Origin of the sequence: Flavobacterium taihuense, from assembly GCF_019351435.1 — a bacterium.
Lineage (GTDB): Bacteria > Bacteroidota > Bacteroidia > Flavobacteriales > Flavobacteriaceae > Flavobacterium > Flavobacterium taihuense.
On record NZ_JAHWYN010000006.1, the window covers coordinates 223,273 to 240,878 of the forward strand.

Below are 17,606 nucleotides of genomic sequence, written 5' to 3' on the forward strand. Positions count from 1 at the left end.
ATGAATAAAACGACAAGCGTTGATTAAATTATTTTAAAATGAAAAAAGATAGTTACTTAAAACAATTACAATACGAGTCCTGCTCCAATGATAGGATCATTGATGCTTATATCAAAGCCTCATTTCCTATAGAAAGTACGCATCAGATTATTTCCCATAACCTTAATGCATTTTCGATCTGGTTGAAACGTATAAAAAATGAAGAAGTAACTATCAAATTGTGGGATTCGCATACAATAGACGAATTGAAATTACTTAATGTAACTCTTTATACTGATTAGAGTGTTTTTATAAATACTCTTAATGATAATGATTTTGATAAAAAGATAAGTTTCGCTTTTATGGGGAAGAGGGCATCAATTAGTATTGAGGATTTAATCATTCATCTTGTTAATCATTCTTCATATCATAGGGGGCAAATAATACATCAATTAGAAGGGAAATTAATAACCTTACCACTATCGACTTATATAGTCTTTACAATAGAAACTGAAATAGAATATACAAAAGGATTATAAATTATACCTAATTCACTTTCATTATAGCATCAAGGTTTTCAGAAGTAGAAACTCGGATCAACTTGCAACGGCAGCAATAATATCTGAACAATTTAGAACATAAAATAAACACTTAAAACCATAATAAACGTAATAAGAATAGTAAGCTTAATGGTAAGTCGTTTAATGCAAAAAAAAATAATATGATAAAAGATCTTAAACGAGTTGTAGTAACCGGAATGGGTGCTATAACACCTCTCGGAAATTCTGTAGATGAATTTTGGAAAAACAGTGTCAATGGAATAAGTGGTGTAGATTTCATTACTAAATTCGATGCAACAAATTTTAAAACAAAATTTGCGGCAGAAGTAAAAGGATTTATTGCGGCCGACTATTTTGAAAAAAACGAAGCTCGTAAATACGACCTGTTTACCCAATATGCTGTAGCAGCAGCTGACGAAGCAATAAAAAACGCAAGTCTAAATTTTGACTTACTAAACAAAAATAAAATAGGGGTAATTTGGGGTTCTGGAAATGGTGGTATTCAAACTTTTCAAGACCAAATCGAAGACTTCGTAAATGGAGGAAAATTGCCTCGCTTTAATCCTTATTTCATTCCGAAAATAATTGCCGATATTCCTTCGGGTATTATATCCATTCGATACGGTTTGAGGGGCTTGAATTTTTCTACTATTTCGGCCTGCGCTTCATCCAATAACGCTATTATAGATGCCTGTAACTACATCCGTCTAGGAAAAGCTGACATTATTATTACAGGTGGTTCAGAAGCGCCTATAAACGAATCTTCTATAGGAGGCTTTAATGCTTCCAAAGCACTATCAACCAAAAATGAAAATTTTCAAAATGCCTCTAGGCCATTTGATATTAATAGAGATGGTTTCGTAATGGGGGAAGGTGCTGGTGCTTTAGTTTTAGAAAGCTTAGAATCTGCTCTTAGTCGTGGTGCTACTATTTTGGCAGAGGTCGTAGGTACTGGAATGGCAGCTGATGCTTTTCATTTAACGGGTACCCATCCCGAGGGGGAAGGCGCCTATTTGGGAATGTTAGATGCACTCGAAGATGCCGAAATTACGCCTTCAGAAATTGACTATATCAATGCTCATGCAACTTCCACTCATATGGGAGATGAAAGTGAGTTAAAAGCAATGTTTAGAGTTTTTGGAGAAAGAAAAGACTTAAATATAAGCGCTACTAAATCAATGACTGGTCATTTATTAGGTGCTGCCGGAGCAGTCGAAGCCATCTTGTGCATAAAAGCAATCCAGGATAGTATTGTGCCCCCGACAATTAATACGGCTGAAGTTGAACCTGAATTTGCCGGTAAATTTAGTTTAACATTAGGCAAAGCACAAATCAAGGAAATTAATTTTGCTATGAGCAACACTTTTGGATTTGGAGGTCACATAGCCACTACAATTTTTAAAAAATTTATAGTGTAATGATGTCGATGATTTTACAACCAACAGATAATCAAGAATATTCAATTTTTATAATCTCGCTTTAATTAAATTTGCAAAAAACAAAGCTATGTTTGACGATTCATCTTTTACTTTAGTCAATCCACAGAATGGAAATTTGGCTTTCAAATTATCAACTTTTGACAGCAATTGCCAGTTTAGCGAAATTCAGCGACTAAATTATTTTTCTCTGATTTGGATTCAAAAAGGCAGCGGATTAGTTACCGCTGATTTTTCAGAAAACCAGTTCGAAGCAGGTGATTTATTTGCGTTTTCGCCCTATCAGCCATTTATGCTGGCTTCAGAAGAAAATATAGAAGGAGTTGCTATACACTTTCATCCTGAATTTTTTTGTATTTACAAGCATCAAGCAGAGATAGCCACCAATGGAATCTTATTCAATAATATCTTCAAACCTCCTTTTGTGACCGTAGATGAAGTATCAAAGAAAATTCTTGAAATGGTAGTGGGGCAAATTAGAACAGAAATGCAAAAACCAGAACTGGCTCAATATGAATTGTTGGTTTCCTATCTCAAAATATTTTTGATTACAGCAACCAGGCTTAAAAACAAACAACAACCCGATGAAGAATTCCAAGTATCAACAGATGCTAAAGAGCCATATATCCTTCAAAATTTAAAAAATTATATTGAGTTACATTTCAAGACCAAACATTCTGCCAGTGATTATGCAGAATTATTAAATATTACGCCTAAAGCCTTGGCAAAAATCACAAAAAATCATTTCAATAAAACTTTAACCGATCTAATCTCAGAACGCATTATAATCGAAGCAAAAAGAGAATTGTATCTAACAAATAAAGCGGTAAAAGAAATTGCTTTTGAATTGGGTTATGATGATGAACATTATTTCAGCCGTTTTTTTAAAAATAATGCTGAAGTATCACCACAAATATATCGAGACACCGTTGGTTTTGCGAGAGGAATGGCTTGATAAATATAACTTCATATTTAATAAATGGATCAGTTTAAAGAAATTAAAAAATACATAGCCAATTATATCCAACTTACTACTGAAGATGAGGAATATTTTATTTCCCTATTGAGAATTACAAAAGTAAAAAAAAAGCAATGTATTGTTCAACCCGACTTTACTTGCAAATATAGAAGCTATGTACTAAAAGGTGCTATGCGTGCCTATTTGGTTGATAATAAAGCGCAAACGCACACTATAGCTTTTGCAATTGAAGATTGGTGGATAAGTGACCTTAATAGTTATATGAATCAGGAACCTGCCACCTTGTTTGTTGAGGCACTAGAAGATTCCATTTTAATCCAAATTGATTATAATTCTGAGCAGCTATTATTGGAAAAAATTCCTAAATTCGAACGTTTTTTCAGAATCCTTGCACAACGCTCATTTGCTTTTCTTCAAAAACGAATGTTATCCAATTTGAGTAAAACGGCCGAAGAACGCTATGACGAATTCATTCAAAAATACCCATGCATTGTAAAGCGTGTTCCTCAATATGCTTTGGCTTCTTATCTTGGTTTTAGCACCGTTTTTCTAAGTAAAATTAGAAACAAAAAAACCAAATAGTTAATCTAGTTTATCAAAATTTACTAAACTAGTTTGTTTTTTCTCAAGAATCCCTGCCCCATCTTTGTACTGTCAATAGTGACAATATTTTAAATATAAAGTACAATGAACAAAACAAAACAAATCCCAAGTTACCATCAAGAAAAAATAGCGCTTCAGGAAAATCTGGCTACTATGATTCCAAAAGAATCTTTGAATGTGTTTAGTACAGATGCCAACTTATTGGCAATGGAAATCACAAACCCATTAAAAGTATCCGTGGGCGATAAAGCACCTTTATTCGAACTACCAAATGCCTTAGGCAATGCAGTATCTCTCCAAAAACATCTCGAAAAAGGTCCGGTAGTCATCACTTTTTACAGAGGAAATTGGTGTCCTTATTGCAATCTGGTTTTAAACTCATACCAGAGGATTCTACCAGAAATTAAAGCTCTTGGCGCCAATTTAATTGCTATTTCCCCGCAAAAGCCAGACAGCTCTTTAGATATGAAGGAAAAACACGCTTTAGAATTTGAAGTACTAAGTGACGATAAAAATGGAGTAGCAAAACAGTACACCACGATTATCAAAAATGCTCTGGAAGCAGTGGATGAAGCAAAAAAACTAGGCATAGATTTTTATGATTTTTATGATGATAAATCGAGAGATATTCCTGTACCGGCAGTTTTTATTATTGATGCAAACGGTACAATTGTTTTTGCAAAATCAGAAGGCGGTGACTATAGTTTGAGAGTGGAACCTCAAGATATTTTGGATGTATTAGCAGCAACCAAATAATTTTTGAAAATGTAAATTAAAAAGTTCCTTTTTGCGGCATATCGGTTTGTTTTTTTTAATGTTTTTTTGAAATACACTAAAATGTAAAATTGGTATGTCGTAAATTGATATATACAGTTATCAAATCCCGCAAGCTTTCACGAGAGGATAATTGACCAAATAGCAATAATTGTATACCCAGATTAATAAATATAGATAAGAGTGGCTCAAACACAGCCGCTATCAAAGTTTACAATAAACGTTCCTTTTATAAAATAGTAATTCGACAAAAAGTTAATACCTGAATACTATTGTAGAATAAGATCATCATTTTATAAAGTGGAGAATTTTAAATGGACTAGGGTTTAAAGAATTTAAATCAGTGAAAAAGACGTGAAGAGAAATTGAAGTTGTACACATGTTAAAAAATGAACAGGTGATTAATCTGAGGATAACTATCTTTAAATCGTTCTGCTCATTGGTGGAATAATTTCATTAATTTAGCAATAATTAGTTTTCTGGTTAACAAATGCGACAGAACCATAAAAGATAATTTAGAAACTCAAATAAATTAATTTGTCAGTAGATTTTATTTTTTATTTATCATCGCCAAGAGACCTAATACAGGCCCTATTCCTAGAACAATATACACAAAATGATTATCAATAATTGTCGTTAATACGCTAAGAAACTGTATACTTAAAATAGTAATGGCAAAACCCAAACCAGTCACAAAAGTCAAAGAAGTGGCCTTTGTTTCACTTGGAGCTAATTGAGCAATTAAAGTAGAAAATAAAGGAGAATCAGCAATGACAAAAAATCCCCAAAATAACATAAATAAAATAAAAATTACGGGGGAACAGTGAAGCAAAAAGAACGGAGAAAACAAACAACACAAACAAGAAAGCAACAATGAAACCATAGCCATCTTTTTTACACCAAAATAACGCGAAAGCAAACCACTAAAAACACAGCCAACTCCACCACTGGCAATAATTAAAAAGGACAAAAAGGAAACATTTAATTCTGCTTTACTGTAAAACTCGTTGTATGATGCTACCATAATCGGTACAAATGCCCAAAAGGTATACAATTCCCACATATGACCAAAATAACCAAAAGCTGCAACACGAAACGCCTTGTCTTTAAACCCACTAAATAACGAGAATCCAACCAATTTTTGAAACGGTTTTCGGTATGGACCAACAGGAACAAAAAAATAAACTAAAAAACCACCCAAAATGGCTAATCCTGATGTAATAAAAATGACAAACTCCCAATCAAATTTGAATGTAACACTTTTTAGAAAATGAGGAAAAGCGGTGCCAAGAACTAAAGCTCCAACTATCAACCCCATAGATTTACCAAGTCCTTTATCAAAATAGTCAGCCGCAATTTTCATTCCTACTGGGTAAATGCCTGCTAGAAAAAAGCCTGTACCAAAACGAAACAAGAGTAAACCTGGAAAACCAAATCCGTTAAACAAAATACAGAGATTAAAAAAACTGGCCACTAAGGCACTCATTAAAAAAACTAGGGAAGGCGAATAGCGATCAGCTATATTAAAAAGGGAGAAAGTAATAGTCCCACTAACAAAACCAAGCTGTACAGCACTGGTAAGATGAGTTAAAGAATTGGAATTAAGGTGAAAGCTTCTGATTATATCAGCCATTACAGCATTGGTGGCAAACCAAATAGAAACACAAACAAATTGTGAAAAAACAATAACCGGTAAAATCTTATTCATAATTCAGAGGTAAGGGTTTACCAACATTTAACATTATAAAACATAATCCATCTTCCACTGCAAATAAGTCGCCATTATACTATCATATTCAGGAGTTGGCACACCTAGTCGAAGCCCAGAAATAACAATAAAATTAGTCAAGGTTTGAGACTCTGTCTTTCTTCCTTTTAAAAAGTCATTGTGCATAGAGGAAGTAGCATCATAATGTAATGTGGTAAATTTTTTCATTGTAATTTCAATGATATCGGGTAATAAAACTGTATTTCTATTAGCGATATTAGCAGCCTCTGTAACCAATTGTCTCAATTTCGTTCTATGATTTTCATCTTCTAAAATAGGGCCGATCGATAAATTTAGGAAACTCGTTAATGTAGCTAAAGAAGAAACAAAAACAAATTTCTCCCAAAGCAATTGTTCAATATTAGGCGAAAGATAACAGTCTATCCCATCAGCATTGAGTATATCTGCAAGTTCATTTTGTCTTTTAGCTGAAACAGTAGCCGAACCAAAATACAAACTATGCATCTTACCCATAACCTGTACCGTAGCAGGTGCAACAAGTTTGGCAACAATATAGGCACACCCCTCTAAAACTTCAATAGTCGGATAAATTTTTTGAATTCGTTCCTTAGTATCTACTCCATTTTGTAACGATAGTATAACCGTATTATCGGAAATGCTGCCTTTTAGTGACAACAAGCTTTCTTCAAGATCATAACTCTTTACAGCACATATTAAATAATCTAGAACACCAACTTTATTCAAATCACTGGTCACAAGATTATGATATACAAAATCCTCGGAATCAGAAGTAAGTAACGTAAGACCATAATTTTTAATAATACATTCTGATGATGCTCTGGTTATAAATACAATTTCAACACTACCAGAAGTAGCATACTTTTGCGCTAATCTCCCACCAAAATAACCTCCAACAGCTCCTATCCCCAATATACCAATACGTATTTTTGTTTTCATAACAATAAGTATTTTTGAATATTATCCTATTTAGTTGTCTGCCAAGTGATAAAACCACTGAATCATCGAGTATTTAAAAGTACTCAACAATCTGTTACTAACTAAAACAAGAAATAAAACATAAATCATCATTAAATCTGGAAATTAAATCAAATAAATAAACGTTCAAAAAATAAATCATTTAAAAGAAACAGTGGATTTATTTAACGAAGGAATCTATTCCAGAGCATCTTTTATTTTAGGCCATATTGCATTGGCTTGATCAATCAGTTCCTTTTGATTCTTATTCCATTTCATTTTGACATCTTTATTATAATTAAGATAAAGTTTTCCATCTACAATTGTCCAAGCCTCCGGATCTGTTGGTACTTTATGACCCTGTGACGTCCCATATGCACAATAGCCCCCAAACTGCGGCGCATACTTCTCAGGATCAGTTATAAAAGCCGTTAGATTTTCCTTTGAAACAAAATACCAAGTAGCATCTTTCCAAATAGTAGAAAATTGTGTAGTACCAATTAATGGTTTGCTCTCAGTAAAATAAGCCATAACATCATAACCATTAACCGCACCTTTTTTTGTGCTGTAAACTTCAGAACTTTGCCCTTGTGTCAATACTGTCCAAAACACAAATGTGAGTAGAAAAATTACTTTTTTCATTTTTTTTAAATTTTAAATTATGAGCAAATTTACAGGCTTTTAAAAAATTCAATTGTCAGCTAGATTACAAAACTAATTTTTTAAATAAATTACGAACCATTTAGTCCGTAATTAAAATAAATCATATATTTGCGGACTGATTGGTTCAGAATTAATTATTGTAAATCTAAATAAAAAAAGGCTTTTTAATAAGCTTTTTTTTAAATTATTTTTTGGACTAATCAGTCCTTAATTAATGTGTAACTAAATAAAAAATTAGTAAGAAAGCAATCCAATTAACAGGATTTAAGGGTGTTGATAGTTTAGACTTAATTGAACTACCTATACCTAAACCAGAAGCTGACGAAGTCTTAATAAAAGTAAAAGCAGCTGGAATTAATTACGCCGAAGTAGAACAAATCGAGGGCAAGTACCTTACTTTTGGTAAAGAAATACCATTTGTAATGGGTTTTGAAGTATCTGGCATAGTTGTCGAGTTAGGTAAAAATGTAAAACACCTTTCCATTGGAAATGAAGTAACTGGTTTCTCTGTAAGTGGTGGTTTTGCAGAATATAGTACTGCGAAAGCAGCAACCTTAATACCAATTCCAAATTCCCTTAACTTTGGACAAGCTACAACCATTCCTATTCAAGGAATGACAGCCTACACAATATTAAAATACCTTGTGGCTCCATCAGCTCCAGAAAGTATTTTAATACAGGCAGCAGCTGGAGGTGTTGGTCTATACCTAGTACAACTTGCAAAGCATTTTGGAGTGAAAAAGGTGATTGCATTAGCCAGTTCTAATGAAAAATTAGAAATAGTAAAATCATTAGGTGCTGATGTAGTAATCAATTATGAATCAACTAATTGGATAGAAAAAGTAAAAGAAGCTACAGAAGGAAAAGGTGTGGATGTAGTTTTACAAATGCTGCTGGGTACTATTGGCGAGGAAAGTTTTAAGCTCATTGCGCCAAATGGAAAAATTATACTTTTTGGTTCTAAAAACTATAATGACACCATAACTACAGAACAAGTCCGTCAGTTAATATGGCAAAATCAAACACTAGTAGGTTTTGCATATCCTGCTTTACCAATTGAAAAAATTGTGGAAAGTCTTCCAGAGTTTTTAGAACTCATCCATCAAGATAATTTAAAAATAATAGCAAATCGGGCTTTTAAATTATCCGAAGCAAAAGAAGCCTTTAATGCACTAGCTTCACGAAATACTATTGGCAAAGTATTTTTTAGCATGGAATAAACACAAAATAAAGGACTGAATGTTCCATAATTTAGTAAATTTACCGCAGCAACAAAATACTGCGGTAAACTATATAAAATGGCAAGAAATAGAGAATTCAATACAGATGATGCATTAGACAAAGCTATGCTCCTTTTTTGGAATAAAGGTTTCAATGGTGTCTCTACTCAAGAAATAATTGATGACCTCAATATTAGTAAATCTAGTATGTACGGTGCTTTTGGAGATAAAATGGAATTATTCACTTTAACTTTACTAAGATATAGCAGTAAAATTATTGTGGATATAAATAATGAATTTGAGATAAGTCAAAATGTAAAAATGACATTCAAAAAAATACTTTCTCAAATATATAAAGAAGCTCTTTCAAAAAAATTAAATAATGGTTGTTTTATTGTAAATAGCACCATTGAATTAGCTCCACATAATAAAAAAATAGCTAAAATAGTTTCAGATCATCGGACTAAATTGGAAGATATTTTTGAAAATGCAATTAATAAAGCTATTGAAAAAAAGCAGGTTCCTGCTACTAAAAATGCTAAACAAATTAGTTGCTTTTTTTGCAATACCATCAATGGAATGTATGTTGATTCAAAATATATTAGGACGAAAACCTCCTATGAAAATACTATAAATACTGTTATTGCTTCACTAGATTAAACCATATATTTTAAAGTCTAATCTAATCCAAAAAATGTTAGGATTGGATTTTAACATTTTTTTACAATTTAATTTTTGACTGATTAGTATAGTATTGATATATTTGCAAAATAAAAAACATAAAAAATGGCTGGTAGACCTAAAATATTCAATGAAGAAGAAGTTATAAACAAAGCAATAAATATCTTTTGGTCAAATGGTTACGAAGCTACATCTACAGAAAATTTATTATCTGAAATGGAAATAAACAGAGGTAGTTTATACCACTGTTTTGGTAGTAAAAAGGAGTTATTTGCTAAATCTCTTGATCTATTTGGAATAAATTCTATAAAAATGATTGAGCAAAAAATCAAAACTTATGATAACCCGATTATTGGCATTAAAAATTTTTTCATAGAATTATCCTCAGCCGATTACGATACTCATAATAAAGGATGCTTTATGGGCAACAGTTTGTCTGAACTCAGTAATTTAGATGACGAATTAAAATCTAAAGCTACTAAAAACTTAGTTGTTTTAGAAAATGTTTTCTTTAAATACATCAGTAAGGCTAAGGAAGATGGTCAATTATTGACTAATGAAGATAGTAGGATTTTGGCAAGATATCTTCTCAATCTTTGGAATGGTATAAATATTACTCGAAGAATGTATCCTAACAAAGAGGTTCTTGAGTCGATAATTAAATTACAATTGTCTATCCTTTACTAATTTAAAAAATTAATTTTCAAATGAAATTTATAAATAGTACTCATAATTCTAAAGAGTCTCTTCTAAACAGGAGAAGTTTTATTTCAAACTCAATGCTCACATTGGGATACGTAATGATAAACCCAATAAATATGTATTCAAAAAATAAGATAAGTAAGATTAAAGCTATTGCTTTTGATGGTTTTGTTATATTTAATCCAAAGCCAGTTCAAGATTTAGTTTATGAAATTTTTCCTGAAAAAGGAGCAGAATTTATTTCAATTTGGAGAAGTAAGCAATTTGAATACACTTGGTTGCGTACATCATCAAATAAATACAAAAACTTTTGGGAAGTGACTGAAGATGCTTTAAACTATACTTTAAAAAAAACTGGTCTTGCTCTTTCAAACAACAAAAGGCAACAATTGATGGATTGTTTTTTAAATCTTAAGATTTGGCCTGAAGTTTTAGATGGACTTAAAATTTTAAAGATAAACGGAATTCGTTTGGCCTTTTTATCCAATTTTACAAACGAGATGATGATGGCTAATTTAAAAAAAAATGAAATTTCTGATTATTTTGATTTTCTACTTTCTACTGATCAAGTAAATGCATTTAAGCCTAGTCCACTAGCCTATCAAATGGGTATTGATGCTTTTAAACTTGAAAAAAGTGATATCCTTTTTGCTGCATTTGGTGCTTGGGATGCCTCAGGAGCAAAAATGTTTAATTATAAAACATTTTGGGTTAATAGATTAGGAGTTCCTATGGAAGAATTAGATGTTGTACCCGACGGGGTTGGTAGTAATTTTAATGATTTAATCTCTTTTTTAAAACTTTAGTTTTTTTTTTTGAGTTGTTTTTGACCATTCAGTTTAAAATACAATTACAAAAAGTTAAATAATTTGCAAATAATTTTTGACTAATCAGTAAATAATAAAAGCTTTCTTTATCCAAATAATTTAAAAATAATAAACCTTAAAATAATTAAATACAAACAAAATGAAAAAAACAGTTTTATTAGTCGCCTTAGTATTTACAAGCTCTATTGGTATGGGCCAAAATAAAAAAACTAATTCTTTAAGCAATCACAGCATTGCAAAAAAAGAATCATATTCAGTTACTTACAAAACAATTAAAGTTGATGGTTTAGATATTTTTTACCGTGAAACTGGGGACAAAAACAAACCAGCAATTGTATTACTTCACGGATTTCCATCATCATCACATATGTATAGAGATCTAATAATTGATCTTTCTTCAAAATACCATGTTATCGCACCTGATTACCCTGGATTCGGGCAAAGTAGTAGCCCGTCTATTAAAGAATACAAATATACATTTGATAATTTATCAATAACAGTCGAGCATTTTATTGACAAAATGGGATTGAAAAAATATAGCCTATATATGCAAGATTATGGTGGTCCGGTTGGATTTAGAATTGCAAATAGAAGACCTGAAGCAATTCAATCTTTAATCATTCAAAATGCAAATGCCTACAACGAAGGCTTAGGAAAAGCCGTACAACCTCTAGTTTCATATTTTGAAAATCAAAATCTAGAAACTGAAAAAGGTGCTAGAGGTATTTTAACTACTACAAAATGGCAATATACTGATGGTGTTGAAGACCTATCTAAAATTAGTCCAGATAGTTATGTAAGTGACCAGTACTACTTAGATCGCAAAGGAAATGATGATATACAGCTGGCATTATTTAGAAGTTATGGCAGTAACGTTGCACTATATGACAAATGGCATTCCTATTTCAGAAAATATCAGCCACAAGTATTAGTAGTTTGGGGTAAAAATGACCAAATTTTTATTAGCCCAGGTGCAGATGCTTATAAAAAAGATTTGAAAAATGTAGAAGTCCATTTACTTAATGGCGGTCACTTTTTGCTTGAAGAACATCACAGAGAAGTTGCTTCGTTAATTGATGGATTTCTTTCTAAAAGAATAAATAAATAAATAATTAATTTTTTTTATTTATTTTTTGACTAATCAGTATAGAATTAAAATAATTAAATATAACACTTAAATTAAAAAAAAATGAAAACAGAAAAAGTAAATTACAAAAATGAAAATGTAGACGGTGTAAACATAGCTTACCGTGAAACTGGCAATAAAAGTAATCCTACAATTCTTTTATTAGGAGGATTTCCATCATCCTCAATTATTTTTAGACCATTGATTGAAGAACTAAAAAACGACTTCCATCTCATAGCCCCAGATTATCCAGGATTTGGAAATAGTGAAGTACCATCAAAGGATAAATTTGAATATACTTTTGAAAATATTTCAAAAATTATTGAAAAATTTATAGATCAAATTGGACTTAAAAAATTTAGTTTATATGCTTTTGATTATGGTGGACCTATTGGTTTTAGAATTGCTGCTAGAAGACCTGAATTTATTGAAACTTTGATTGTACAAAATGCTAATGCTTATGTTGAAGGCATCGGTAGAGGTTTTGATAATTTAATGCCTTTTTTAAATAATCGCAACGATATAACCGAACAACCTATTCGATCGTTATTCTCTTTAGATGGTATTAAAATATTCTATTTTGCAGGGGCCGAAAATCCAGAACTTATTAATCCAGATACGTACTTTTCGGACTTACACTTTTTGTCAAGACCTGGTTTGATAGACATTCATTTGGATATTTTAGAAAATTATCCAACTAACATTGGGCAATACGATAACTGGCATAGTTATTTTAAAACACACCAACCAGCAACACTATTAGTTTGGGGGAAAAACGATCCATTTTTTCCTGAAAGTGCAGCTAGAGCATTTCAAAAAGATTTAAATAATACCGAACTCTATTTGTACAATACTGGTCATTCAGCCTTAGAAGAATTCGGTATTGAAATAGCAGAAAATGTAAAAACTTTTTTAAACAAGAACATTAAATAATTAGTAAAATGAAAAATTATAACACTGAAATTAAAAATACATTAATGGCTATTTTATTAGCTATCTCATTTGTTTCATCGGCACAAGTTGCAAAAAACACAAAAATCAATTTGACGTCTGTTACAAGTACAACTTTCAAAACAATTAAAGTTGATGGTTTAGACATCTTTTATCGTGAAGCTGGAGACAAAAATAAACCAACTATTTTATTGCTTCATGGATTTCCTTCATCTTCTCATATGTATAGAGATTTGATAAATGACCTATCATCAAAATATCACGTAATTGCGCCCGATTATCCAGGTTTTGGGCAAAGTAGTGCACCAAGTAATAAAGAGTATGAATATACTTTTGATAATTTATCAATTACTGTTGAACATTTTATTGAGAAAATGGGGCTGAAAAAATTTAGTCTATATATGCAAGATTATGGTGGTCCTATTGGTTTTAGAATTGCAGTAAAAAGACCTGAACTTATTCAATCTTTAATCATTCAAAATGCTAATGCGTACAAAGAGGGATTAGGAGATGCTTTAGCTCCTTTAGTAGCCTACATTCAGAATCCAAATGCAGAGACGGAAAATACAGCAAGAGGTTTCCTTATTTTAGATACCACCAAATGGCAATATCTGAATGGCGCCGAAGATACTTCTAAAGTAAGCCCTGACAGTTATACTATCGACCAAGCTTATTTAGATCGCAAAGGAAATGACCAAATACAATTAGCACTATTCCGAAATTATGGTTCAAATCTTCCAAAATATGCAGATTGGCAGGCTTACCTAAAAAAATACCAGCCTGCAACTTTAGTGCTTTGGGGTAAAAACGACTTATTATTTACTGCTCCCGGTGCTGAGGCCTACAAAAAAGATGTTTCTACTGCTGAAGTCCATCTTATTAATGGTGGTCACTTTTTATTAGAAGAACACCACTCCGAGGCTGCAAAATTAATTGATGCTTTTCTTTCAAAACATAAATAATCACAATGAAAATGAACAACATCATTTATTCATTGTTACCTATTATGGTAGGTCTTTGCCTACCGCTTATGGGTATTGCTAATGGCAATTTAGGAAAAGTTTTAGGTAGCCCTTTTACAGCAACATTTGGTGTATTCTTGGTAGCGTTGGCTGGTATCACATTTGTGATACTGGTCAGCAATGCGCCATTACCAACTGCAAACCAAATAACAGAAACTAAATTATGGTATTGGGTTGGTGGCTTGATTGTAGTGATGAATATTGTAACGTTTACTGTTGCTCCATCAAAAATTGGAATTGGTAACCTTATCATTTTTTTTGTAGCATCTCAACTCGTTTCTTCACTAATAATTGAACACTTTGGTATTTTTAATGTCATTAAGCACACTATAAATTGGCAAAGAATTTTGGGAGTATGTTTTCTAATTGGCGGTGTTTTTCTAATAAAAAAATTCTAGAAATCAATATTTAAAAAATTGTAAATGAAAATTAAAAAAATACTAATGATATTGGTTTTGATTAATTTTTGCGCCGTTAATGCTCAAAAAGGAACCGTATTAATTGGTGGTTTTGTAAGTTTACGTTCCACAGAAAACACGTCAAATGGAATAAATCAAAAATTTAACTCTTTTGAGCTTACACCAAAAGTAGGCTACCAATTTTCAACCTATTGGACCGCCGGAATAGAAACTACAATTGGAAACAGCAGAAGTCAATCGACAAGTACTGAAATTAATAACGAAATCAAAACGAATGTATTTAACATCGGAGGATTTTTGGCATATTCAAAACAACTGACTGGTATTTTTTACGGATTTGCAAAAATAACTTCAGGATTACAAACTGAAAAACTGTCCCAAAAAGTTATTACTTACACTTCTTCTCAGTTTAATGGCTTTTATATAGCCTTAGAACCCGGTATATATATCGATCTAAAAAAGGGTTTTGGGTTAGACTTCTTTTTTGGAGGCTTACGCTACAACACTTTTAAAAACCAACAAACTGATATTACATCAAAAAAAGAGTTGGATTTTACTTTTGGGAAAGTACTTAAAATTGGAATTTCCAAAAATTTATAAAAAAGTAAAACTTAAAAGTATTTTAACACACCTGTTTTTCACTTGTTAAATAAAGTTGATTACGGTGTTATTGTTTAACAATCAAAATAAAATAGTATGTCTGAAAAAACTTCAGTAAGTACAATTCTAAAATCCGGTATAATAGCTGGTACTTTAGACGCAATAGCAGGTGTTATAGTCTATTACATTTGGTTCGGGTTCAATCCTTTCCAAGTATTACAATATATTGCAAGTGGCGTTCACGGACCAACAGCAATTAATGGAAGTATTGCAATGATAATCGCAGGAATGGGTTATCATTATTTTATAGCTTTTGTTGTGGCAGCAATTTATTTTTTTGCCTACCCAAAATTTAGTGTTTTAAGAGATCACAAAGTTATTGTAGGGTTGCTCTTTGGCTTAGGAATTTGGTTGGTAATGAACTTATTGGTTTTACCAAATTCAAACATTCCAAAAGGTTCTTTTGACACTGGTTTGGCAATAGTTGGTATACTTTGGCATATGACTTTGGTTGGTTTGCCAATAGCACTTATTACGAGCAAACATTACAATTCTAAAATATAAATTTTAAAAAGTATCTAAAATGAAAAAATTATTGCATATTATTAGTTCTCCACGTGGAGAAAGTTCAGACTCTGAAAAAATCGCCGCTGCATTCTTAAAACAATACAAAGAAACAAATCCAGATGCTCAAATTGATACGTTGAATCTTTGGACACACAAAATTCCTTCATTTGATGGAAATAAAGCTACCGCAAAAATGACATTTTTTGGCACAGGAACATTAGAAGGCGAAATCAAAACCGCTTGGGATCAAGTAGTAGAAGTTACCAATCGTTTTACAGCTGCCGACGAGTATTTAATCACTGTACCAATGTGGAATGGAGGAATTCCTTGGGTTTTGAAACATTATATTGATACAATTACACAACCAGGATTAACTTTTGGTTTCGGAGCGGAAGGATATTTCCCATTACTTAAAGACAAAAAAGCCTGTGTCATTCTAACATCGGGTGTATATAGTCCAGCACTTCCAAAACCTTTTGGTTTAGATTTTCAAGCTTCATATATGGATTGGTGGTTAGAATTTGTCGGCGTTTCAGAAATACATTCTGTAAAATTATTAAGTAATGTTTTATCGCAAAATCAGTCAAAAGACAAAGAAGAAGCTAACAAACAAGCGGCCGAAATTGTTAAAAATCATTTTGCACAAATATAAAGATAGTTGTTAATTGTTGGCTTGAAAGATGTAGGATATCCCATTCCTGCATCTTTCTTTTTTATCAATAAAAAAAGGAATTAGTTGGAAATGATTGATTTAAAACAAAAAATGGTTAGTTCATTGCTAATTAGAGCAGATGTGAAGTACAGACGCGCCGTGAGCAAAATACTAGAACCATATCAACTTACCATTCTACAATTTGAAACGATGCGCCTACTGGATCAAAATGGTCAAATTATTGGAACCAAATTCATCAAGGACAATCTTACAAATCCTGATATTGCCATTTCGAACGTTCTTGACGAACTATCTGCAAGAGAGTTTATTATTAAAGACAGAGCCTTATCAAATCGGAGGAAAGTAGAAATTAGATTAACTCCTTTAGGAAAATTAATAATAGACAAAATAGAAGAAATTCCTCCTGAAACCTGTCTTTTTGGGAAAATAAAAAAGGAAGAGTTAGAACAACTCAAGCGACTTTTAATTAAGATTATAAAAATTTTAGATTGTGACTAAACGAACAAAAATTCTAAAAATCTAAGCTATTTTATATAAATTTGATAAAGATATTACAACTGTAAGGTTGTGAAAAAAAGATGATTTCAATACATTATTATATTATTTATTTCAACATTCGTTTGATTGACTATAAATTATAACAATAAAACTTAATACATCTATAACAAAACATATCAAGTAAAATCGTAACATTTAGGGTATGGGAAAATGGAACTAGAAGCAACTTATCTAAGGCTAATGAAAATCGTAATTATATTTTTTTTGCAGACCTTGCCAATCATTTGATATTGATTGCCCAAGAAAAAAACTGCAGCGATAGTTTCCCTCTATCTTTATTGCGCATATTGAAAATTAGTTGCGTACTACTCTACTTGATTCCTAAAACTTGGAAAATTGATTTTTTCTTACTCTGTGGCTATTTAGGAGGATCCGGCGCAATTGAAATATCACAACATTTAGCTCCAACAGGTTTTATTTTGCTGACAATTGTTTGGATTGGCGCTTATTTAAGAAATCCAGGGCTATTTTTAAAAGATTAATTCGTAACAAATCAAGATAAGGAAAGAATGTTCCGCTACAGCTTTGTCTAATAAACCTGTACAGAATTAATTTACTTAGA

The 17,606-nt window shown here is 31.7% G+C and carries 21 protein-coding genes; 18 read left to right on the top strand and 3 right to left on the bottom strand.

The annotated features are described in order from the left end of the window. Positions 1-38: 38 nt before the first annotated feature. The 5 genes from KZH69_RS09045 (at position 39) to KZH69_RS09065 (ending at position 4,313) form a co-directional block, all read left to right on the top strand. Positions 39-281, top strand: a complete 243-nt coding sequence (locus tag KZH69_RS09045) for a hypothetical protein (protein ID WP_219317105.1) — start codon at positions 39-41, stop codon at positions 279-281. A 419-nt stretch (positions 282-700) separates the two neighbouring features. Continuing rightward, a complete protein-coding gene (gene fabF / locus KZH69_RS09050) occupies positions 701-1,957 on the top strand; it encodes a beta-ketoacyl-ACP synthase II (protein WP_219317106.1) in 1,257 nt (418 codons plus the stop codon). A gap of 88 nt (positions 1,958-2,045) precedes the next feature. After that, a complete protein-coding gene (locus KZH69_RS09055) occupies positions 2,046-2,930 on the top strand; it encodes a helix-turn-helix domain-containing protein (protein WP_219317107.1) in 885 nt (294 codons plus the stop codon). Between the two features lie 24 nt (positions 2,931-2,954). Further along, positions 2,955-3,536 carry a Crp/Fnr family transcriptional regulator gene (locus KZH69_RS09060; RefSeq protein ID WP_219317108.1) on the top strand — a complete coding sequence of 194 codons (582 nt, stop codon included), beginning with the start codon at positions 2,955-2,957 and terminating at the stop codon, positions 3,534-3,536. Positions 3,537-3,641: 105 nt separating this feature from the next. Next, complete coding sequence (locus KZH69_RS09065; protein ID WP_219317109.1) at positions 3,642-4,313, top strand: peroxiredoxin-like family protein; 672 nt, start codon at positions 3,642-3,644, stop codon at positions 4,311-4,313. 568 nt (positions 4,314-4,881) lie between these two features. Here KZH69_RS09065 and KZH69_RS09070 read toward each other — a convergent pair. From KZH69_RS09070 to KZH69_RS09080, 3 genes are all read right to left on the bottom strand, one after another. Beyond that, positions 4,882-6,039: an MFS transporter gene (locus KZH69_RS09070; protein WP_219317110.1), complete on the bottom strand. Its 1,158-nt coding sequence runs from the start codon at positions 6,037-6,039 to the stop codon at positions 4,882-4,884. A 33-nt stretch (positions 6,040-6,072) separates the two neighbouring features. Then, complete coding sequence (locus KZH69_RS09075; RefSeq protein ID WP_219317111.1) at positions 6,073-7,017, bottom strand: ketopantoate reductase family protein; 945 nt, start codon at positions 7,015-7,017, stop codon at positions 6,073-6,075. A 216-nt stretch (positions 7,018-7,233) separates the two neighbouring features. After that, a complete protein-coding gene (locus KZH69_RS09080) occupies positions 7,234-7,677 on the bottom strand; it encodes a YHS domain-containing (seleno)protein (protein ID WP_219317112.1) in 444 nt (147 codons plus the stop codon). 323 nt (positions 7,678-8,000) lie between these two features. On the opposite strand from KZH69_RS09080, the gene KZH69_RS09085 reads away from it, so the two are divergent. The 13 genes from KZH69_RS09085 to KZH69_RS09145 all read left to right on the top strand — a co-directional run bounded on the left by KZH69_RS09085 (position 8,001) and on the right by KZH69_RS09145 (position 17,526). Beyond that, the gene (locus KZH69_RS09085; RefSeq protein WP_439649436.1) at positions 8,001-8,918 is read left to right on the top strand and encodes a quinone oxidoreductase family protein; all 918 of its coding nucleotides are present in this window, start codon (positions 8,001-8,003) and stop codon (positions 8,916-8,918) included. A 78-nt stretch (positions 8,919-8,996) separates the two neighbouring features. Further along, positions 8,997-9,578: a TetR/AcrR family transcriptional regulator gene (locus tag KZH69_RS09090; RefSeq protein WP_219317114.1), complete on the top strand. Its 582-nt coding sequence runs from the start codon at positions 8,997-8,999 to the stop codon at positions 9,576-9,578. Positions 9,579-9,704: 126 nt separating this feature from the next. Beyond that, positions 9,705-10,286 (top strand): TetR/AcrR family transcriptional regulator, encoded by a 582-nt coding sequence (locus KZH69_RS09095; protein ID WP_219317115.1) that lies wholly within the window; start codon positions 9,705-9,707, stop codon positions 10,284-10,286. A 20-nt stretch (positions 10,287-10,306) separates the two neighbouring features. Next, positions 10,307-11,107: a haloacid dehalogenase type II gene (locus KZH69_RS09100; protein WP_219317116.1), complete on the top strand. Its 801-nt coding sequence runs from the start codon at positions 10,307-10,309 to the stop codon at positions 11,105-11,107. Between the two features lie 160 nt (positions 11,108-11,267). After that, positions 11,268-12,236, top strand: coding sequence for an alpha/beta fold hydrolase (locus KZH69_RS09105; RefSeq protein ID WP_219317117.1), 969 nt, complete (start codon positions 11,268-11,270; stop codon positions 12,234-12,236). 81 nt (positions 12,237-12,317) lie between these two features. After that, positions 12,318-13,187 (top strand): alpha/beta fold hydrolase, encoded by an 870-nt coding sequence (locus KZH69_RS09110; protein WP_219317118.1) that lies wholly within the window; start codon positions 12,318-12,320, stop codon positions 13,185-13,187. Between the two features lie 8 nt (positions 13,188-13,195). Continuing rightward, on the top strand, positions 13,196-14,167 hold the full coding sequence (locus tag KZH69_RS09115) for an alpha/beta fold hydrolase (RefSeq protein WP_219317119.1): 972 nt from the start codon (positions 13,196-13,198) through the stop codon (positions 14,165-14,167). A gap of 5 nt (positions 14,168-14,172) precedes the next feature. Beyond that, positions 14,173-14,625 carry a DMT family transporter gene (locus KZH69_RS09120; RefSeq protein ID WP_219317120.1) on the top strand — a complete coding sequence of 151 codons (453 nt, stop codon included), beginning with the start codon at positions 14,173-14,175 and terminating at the stop codon, positions 14,623-14,625. 24 nt (positions 14,626-14,649) lie between these two features. After that, positions 14,650-15,246 (top strand): porin family protein, encoded by a 597-nt coding sequence (locus KZH69_RS09125; RefSeq protein ID WP_219317121.1) that lies wholly within the window; start codon positions 14,650-14,652, stop codon positions 15,244-15,246. A gap of 96 nt (positions 15,247-15,342) precedes the next feature. Continuing rightward, the gene (locus KZH69_RS09130) at positions 15,343-15,810 is read left to right on the top strand and encodes a DUF1440 domain-containing protein (protein WP_219317122.1); all 468 of its coding nucleotides are present in this window, start codon (positions 15,343-15,345) and stop codon (positions 15,808-15,810) included. A 19-nt stretch (positions 15,811-15,829) separates the two neighbouring features. After that, positions 15,830-16,465 carry an FMN-dependent NADH-azoreductase gene (locus KZH69_RS09135; protein WP_219317123.1) on the top strand — a complete coding sequence of 212 codons (636 nt, stop codon included), beginning with the start codon at positions 15,830-15,832 and terminating at the stop codon, positions 16,463-16,465. 90 nt (positions 16,466-16,555) lie between these two features. After that, on the top strand, positions 16,556-16,984 hold the full coding sequence (locus KZH69_RS09140; RefSeq protein ID WP_219317124.1) for a MarR family winged helix-turn-helix transcriptional regulator: 429 nt from the start codon (positions 16,556-16,558) through the stop codon (positions 16,982-16,984). A 290-nt stretch (positions 16,985-17,274) separates the two neighbouring features. Continuing rightward, positions 17,275-17,526: a hypothetical protein gene (locus tag KZH69_RS09145; RefSeq protein WP_219317125.1), complete on the top strand. Its 252-nt coding sequence runs from the start codon at positions 17,275-17,277 to the stop codon at positions 17,524-17,526. Positions 17,527-17,606 lie beyond the last annotated feature (80 nt).

Excerpts from the sequence above, each read along its gene's own strand:
- KZH69_RS09045 (WP_219317105.1), top strand. The coding sequence starts at position 39 with ATGAAAAAAGATAGTTACTTAAAACAATTACAATACGAGTCCTGCTCC.
- fabF (WP_219317106.1), top strand. The coding sequence starts at position 701 with ATGATAAAAGATCTTAAACGAGTTGTAGTAACCGGAATGGGTGCTATA.
- KZH69_RS09055 (WP_219317107.1), top strand. The coding sequence starts at position 2,046 with ATGTTTGACGATTCATCTTTTACTTTAGTCAATCCACAGAATGGAAAT.
- KZH69_RS09060 (WP_219317108.1), top strand. The coding sequence starts at position 2,955 with ATGGATCAGTTTAAAGAAATTAAAAAATACATAGCCAATTATATCCAA.
- KZH69_RS09065 (WP_219317109.1), top strand. The coding sequence starts at position 3,642 with ATGAACAAAACAAAACAAATCCCAAGTTACCATCAAGAAAAAATAGCG.
- KZH69_RS09070 (WP_219317110.1), bottom strand. The coding sequence starts at position 6,039 with ATGAATAAGATTTTACCGGTTATTGTTTTTTCACAATTTGTTTGTGTT.
- KZH69_RS09075 (WP_219317111.1), bottom strand. The coding sequence starts at position 7,017 with ATGAAAACAAAAATACGTATTGGTATATTGGGGATAGGAGCTGTTGGA.
- KZH69_RS09080 (WP_219317112.1), bottom strand. The coding sequence starts at position 7,677 with ATGAAAAAAGTAATTTTTCTACTCACATTTGTGTTTTGGACAGTATTG.
- KZH69_RS09090 (WP_219317114.1), top strand. The coding sequence starts at position 8,997 with ATGGCAAGAAATAGAGAATTCAATACAGATGATGCATTAGACAAAGCT.
- KZH69_RS09095 (WP_219317115.1), top strand. The coding sequence starts at position 9,705 with ATGGCTGGTAGACCTAAAATATTCAATGAAGAAGAAGTTATAAACAAA.
- KZH69_RS09100 (WP_219317116.1), top strand. The coding sequence starts at position 10,307 with ATGAAATTTATAAATAGTACTCATAATTCTAAAGAGTCTCTTCTAAAC.
- KZH69_RS09105 (WP_219317117.1), top strand. The coding sequence starts at position 11,268 with ATGAAAAAAACAGTTTTATTAGTCGCCTTAGTATTTACAAGCTCTATT.
- KZH69_RS09110 (WP_219317118.1), top strand. The coding sequence starts at position 12,318 with ATGAAAACAGAAAAAGTAAATTACAAAAATGAAAATGTAGACGGTGTA.
- KZH69_RS09115 (WP_219317119.1), top strand. The coding sequence starts at position 13,196 with ATGAAAAATTATAACACTGAAATTAAAAATACATTAATGGCTATTTTA.
- KZH69_RS09120 (WP_219317120.1), top strand. The coding sequence starts at position 14,173 with ATGAAAATGAACAACATCATTTATTCATTGTTACCTATTATGGTAGGT.
- KZH69_RS09125 (WP_219317121.1), top strand. The coding sequence starts at position 14,650 with ATGAAAATTAAAAAAATACTAATGATATTGGTTTTGATTAATTTTTGC.
- KZH69_RS09130 (WP_219317122.1), top strand. The coding sequence starts at position 15,343 with ATGTCTGAAAAAACTTCAGTAAGTACAATTCTAAAATCCGGTATAATA.
- KZH69_RS09135 (WP_219317123.1), top strand. The coding sequence starts at position 15,830 with ATGAAAAAATTATTGCATATTATTAGTTCTCCACGTGGAGAAAGTTCA.
- KZH69_RS09140 (WP_219317124.1), top strand. The coding sequence starts at position 16,556 with ATGATTGATTTAAAACAAAAAATGGTTAGTTCATTGCTAATTAGAGCA.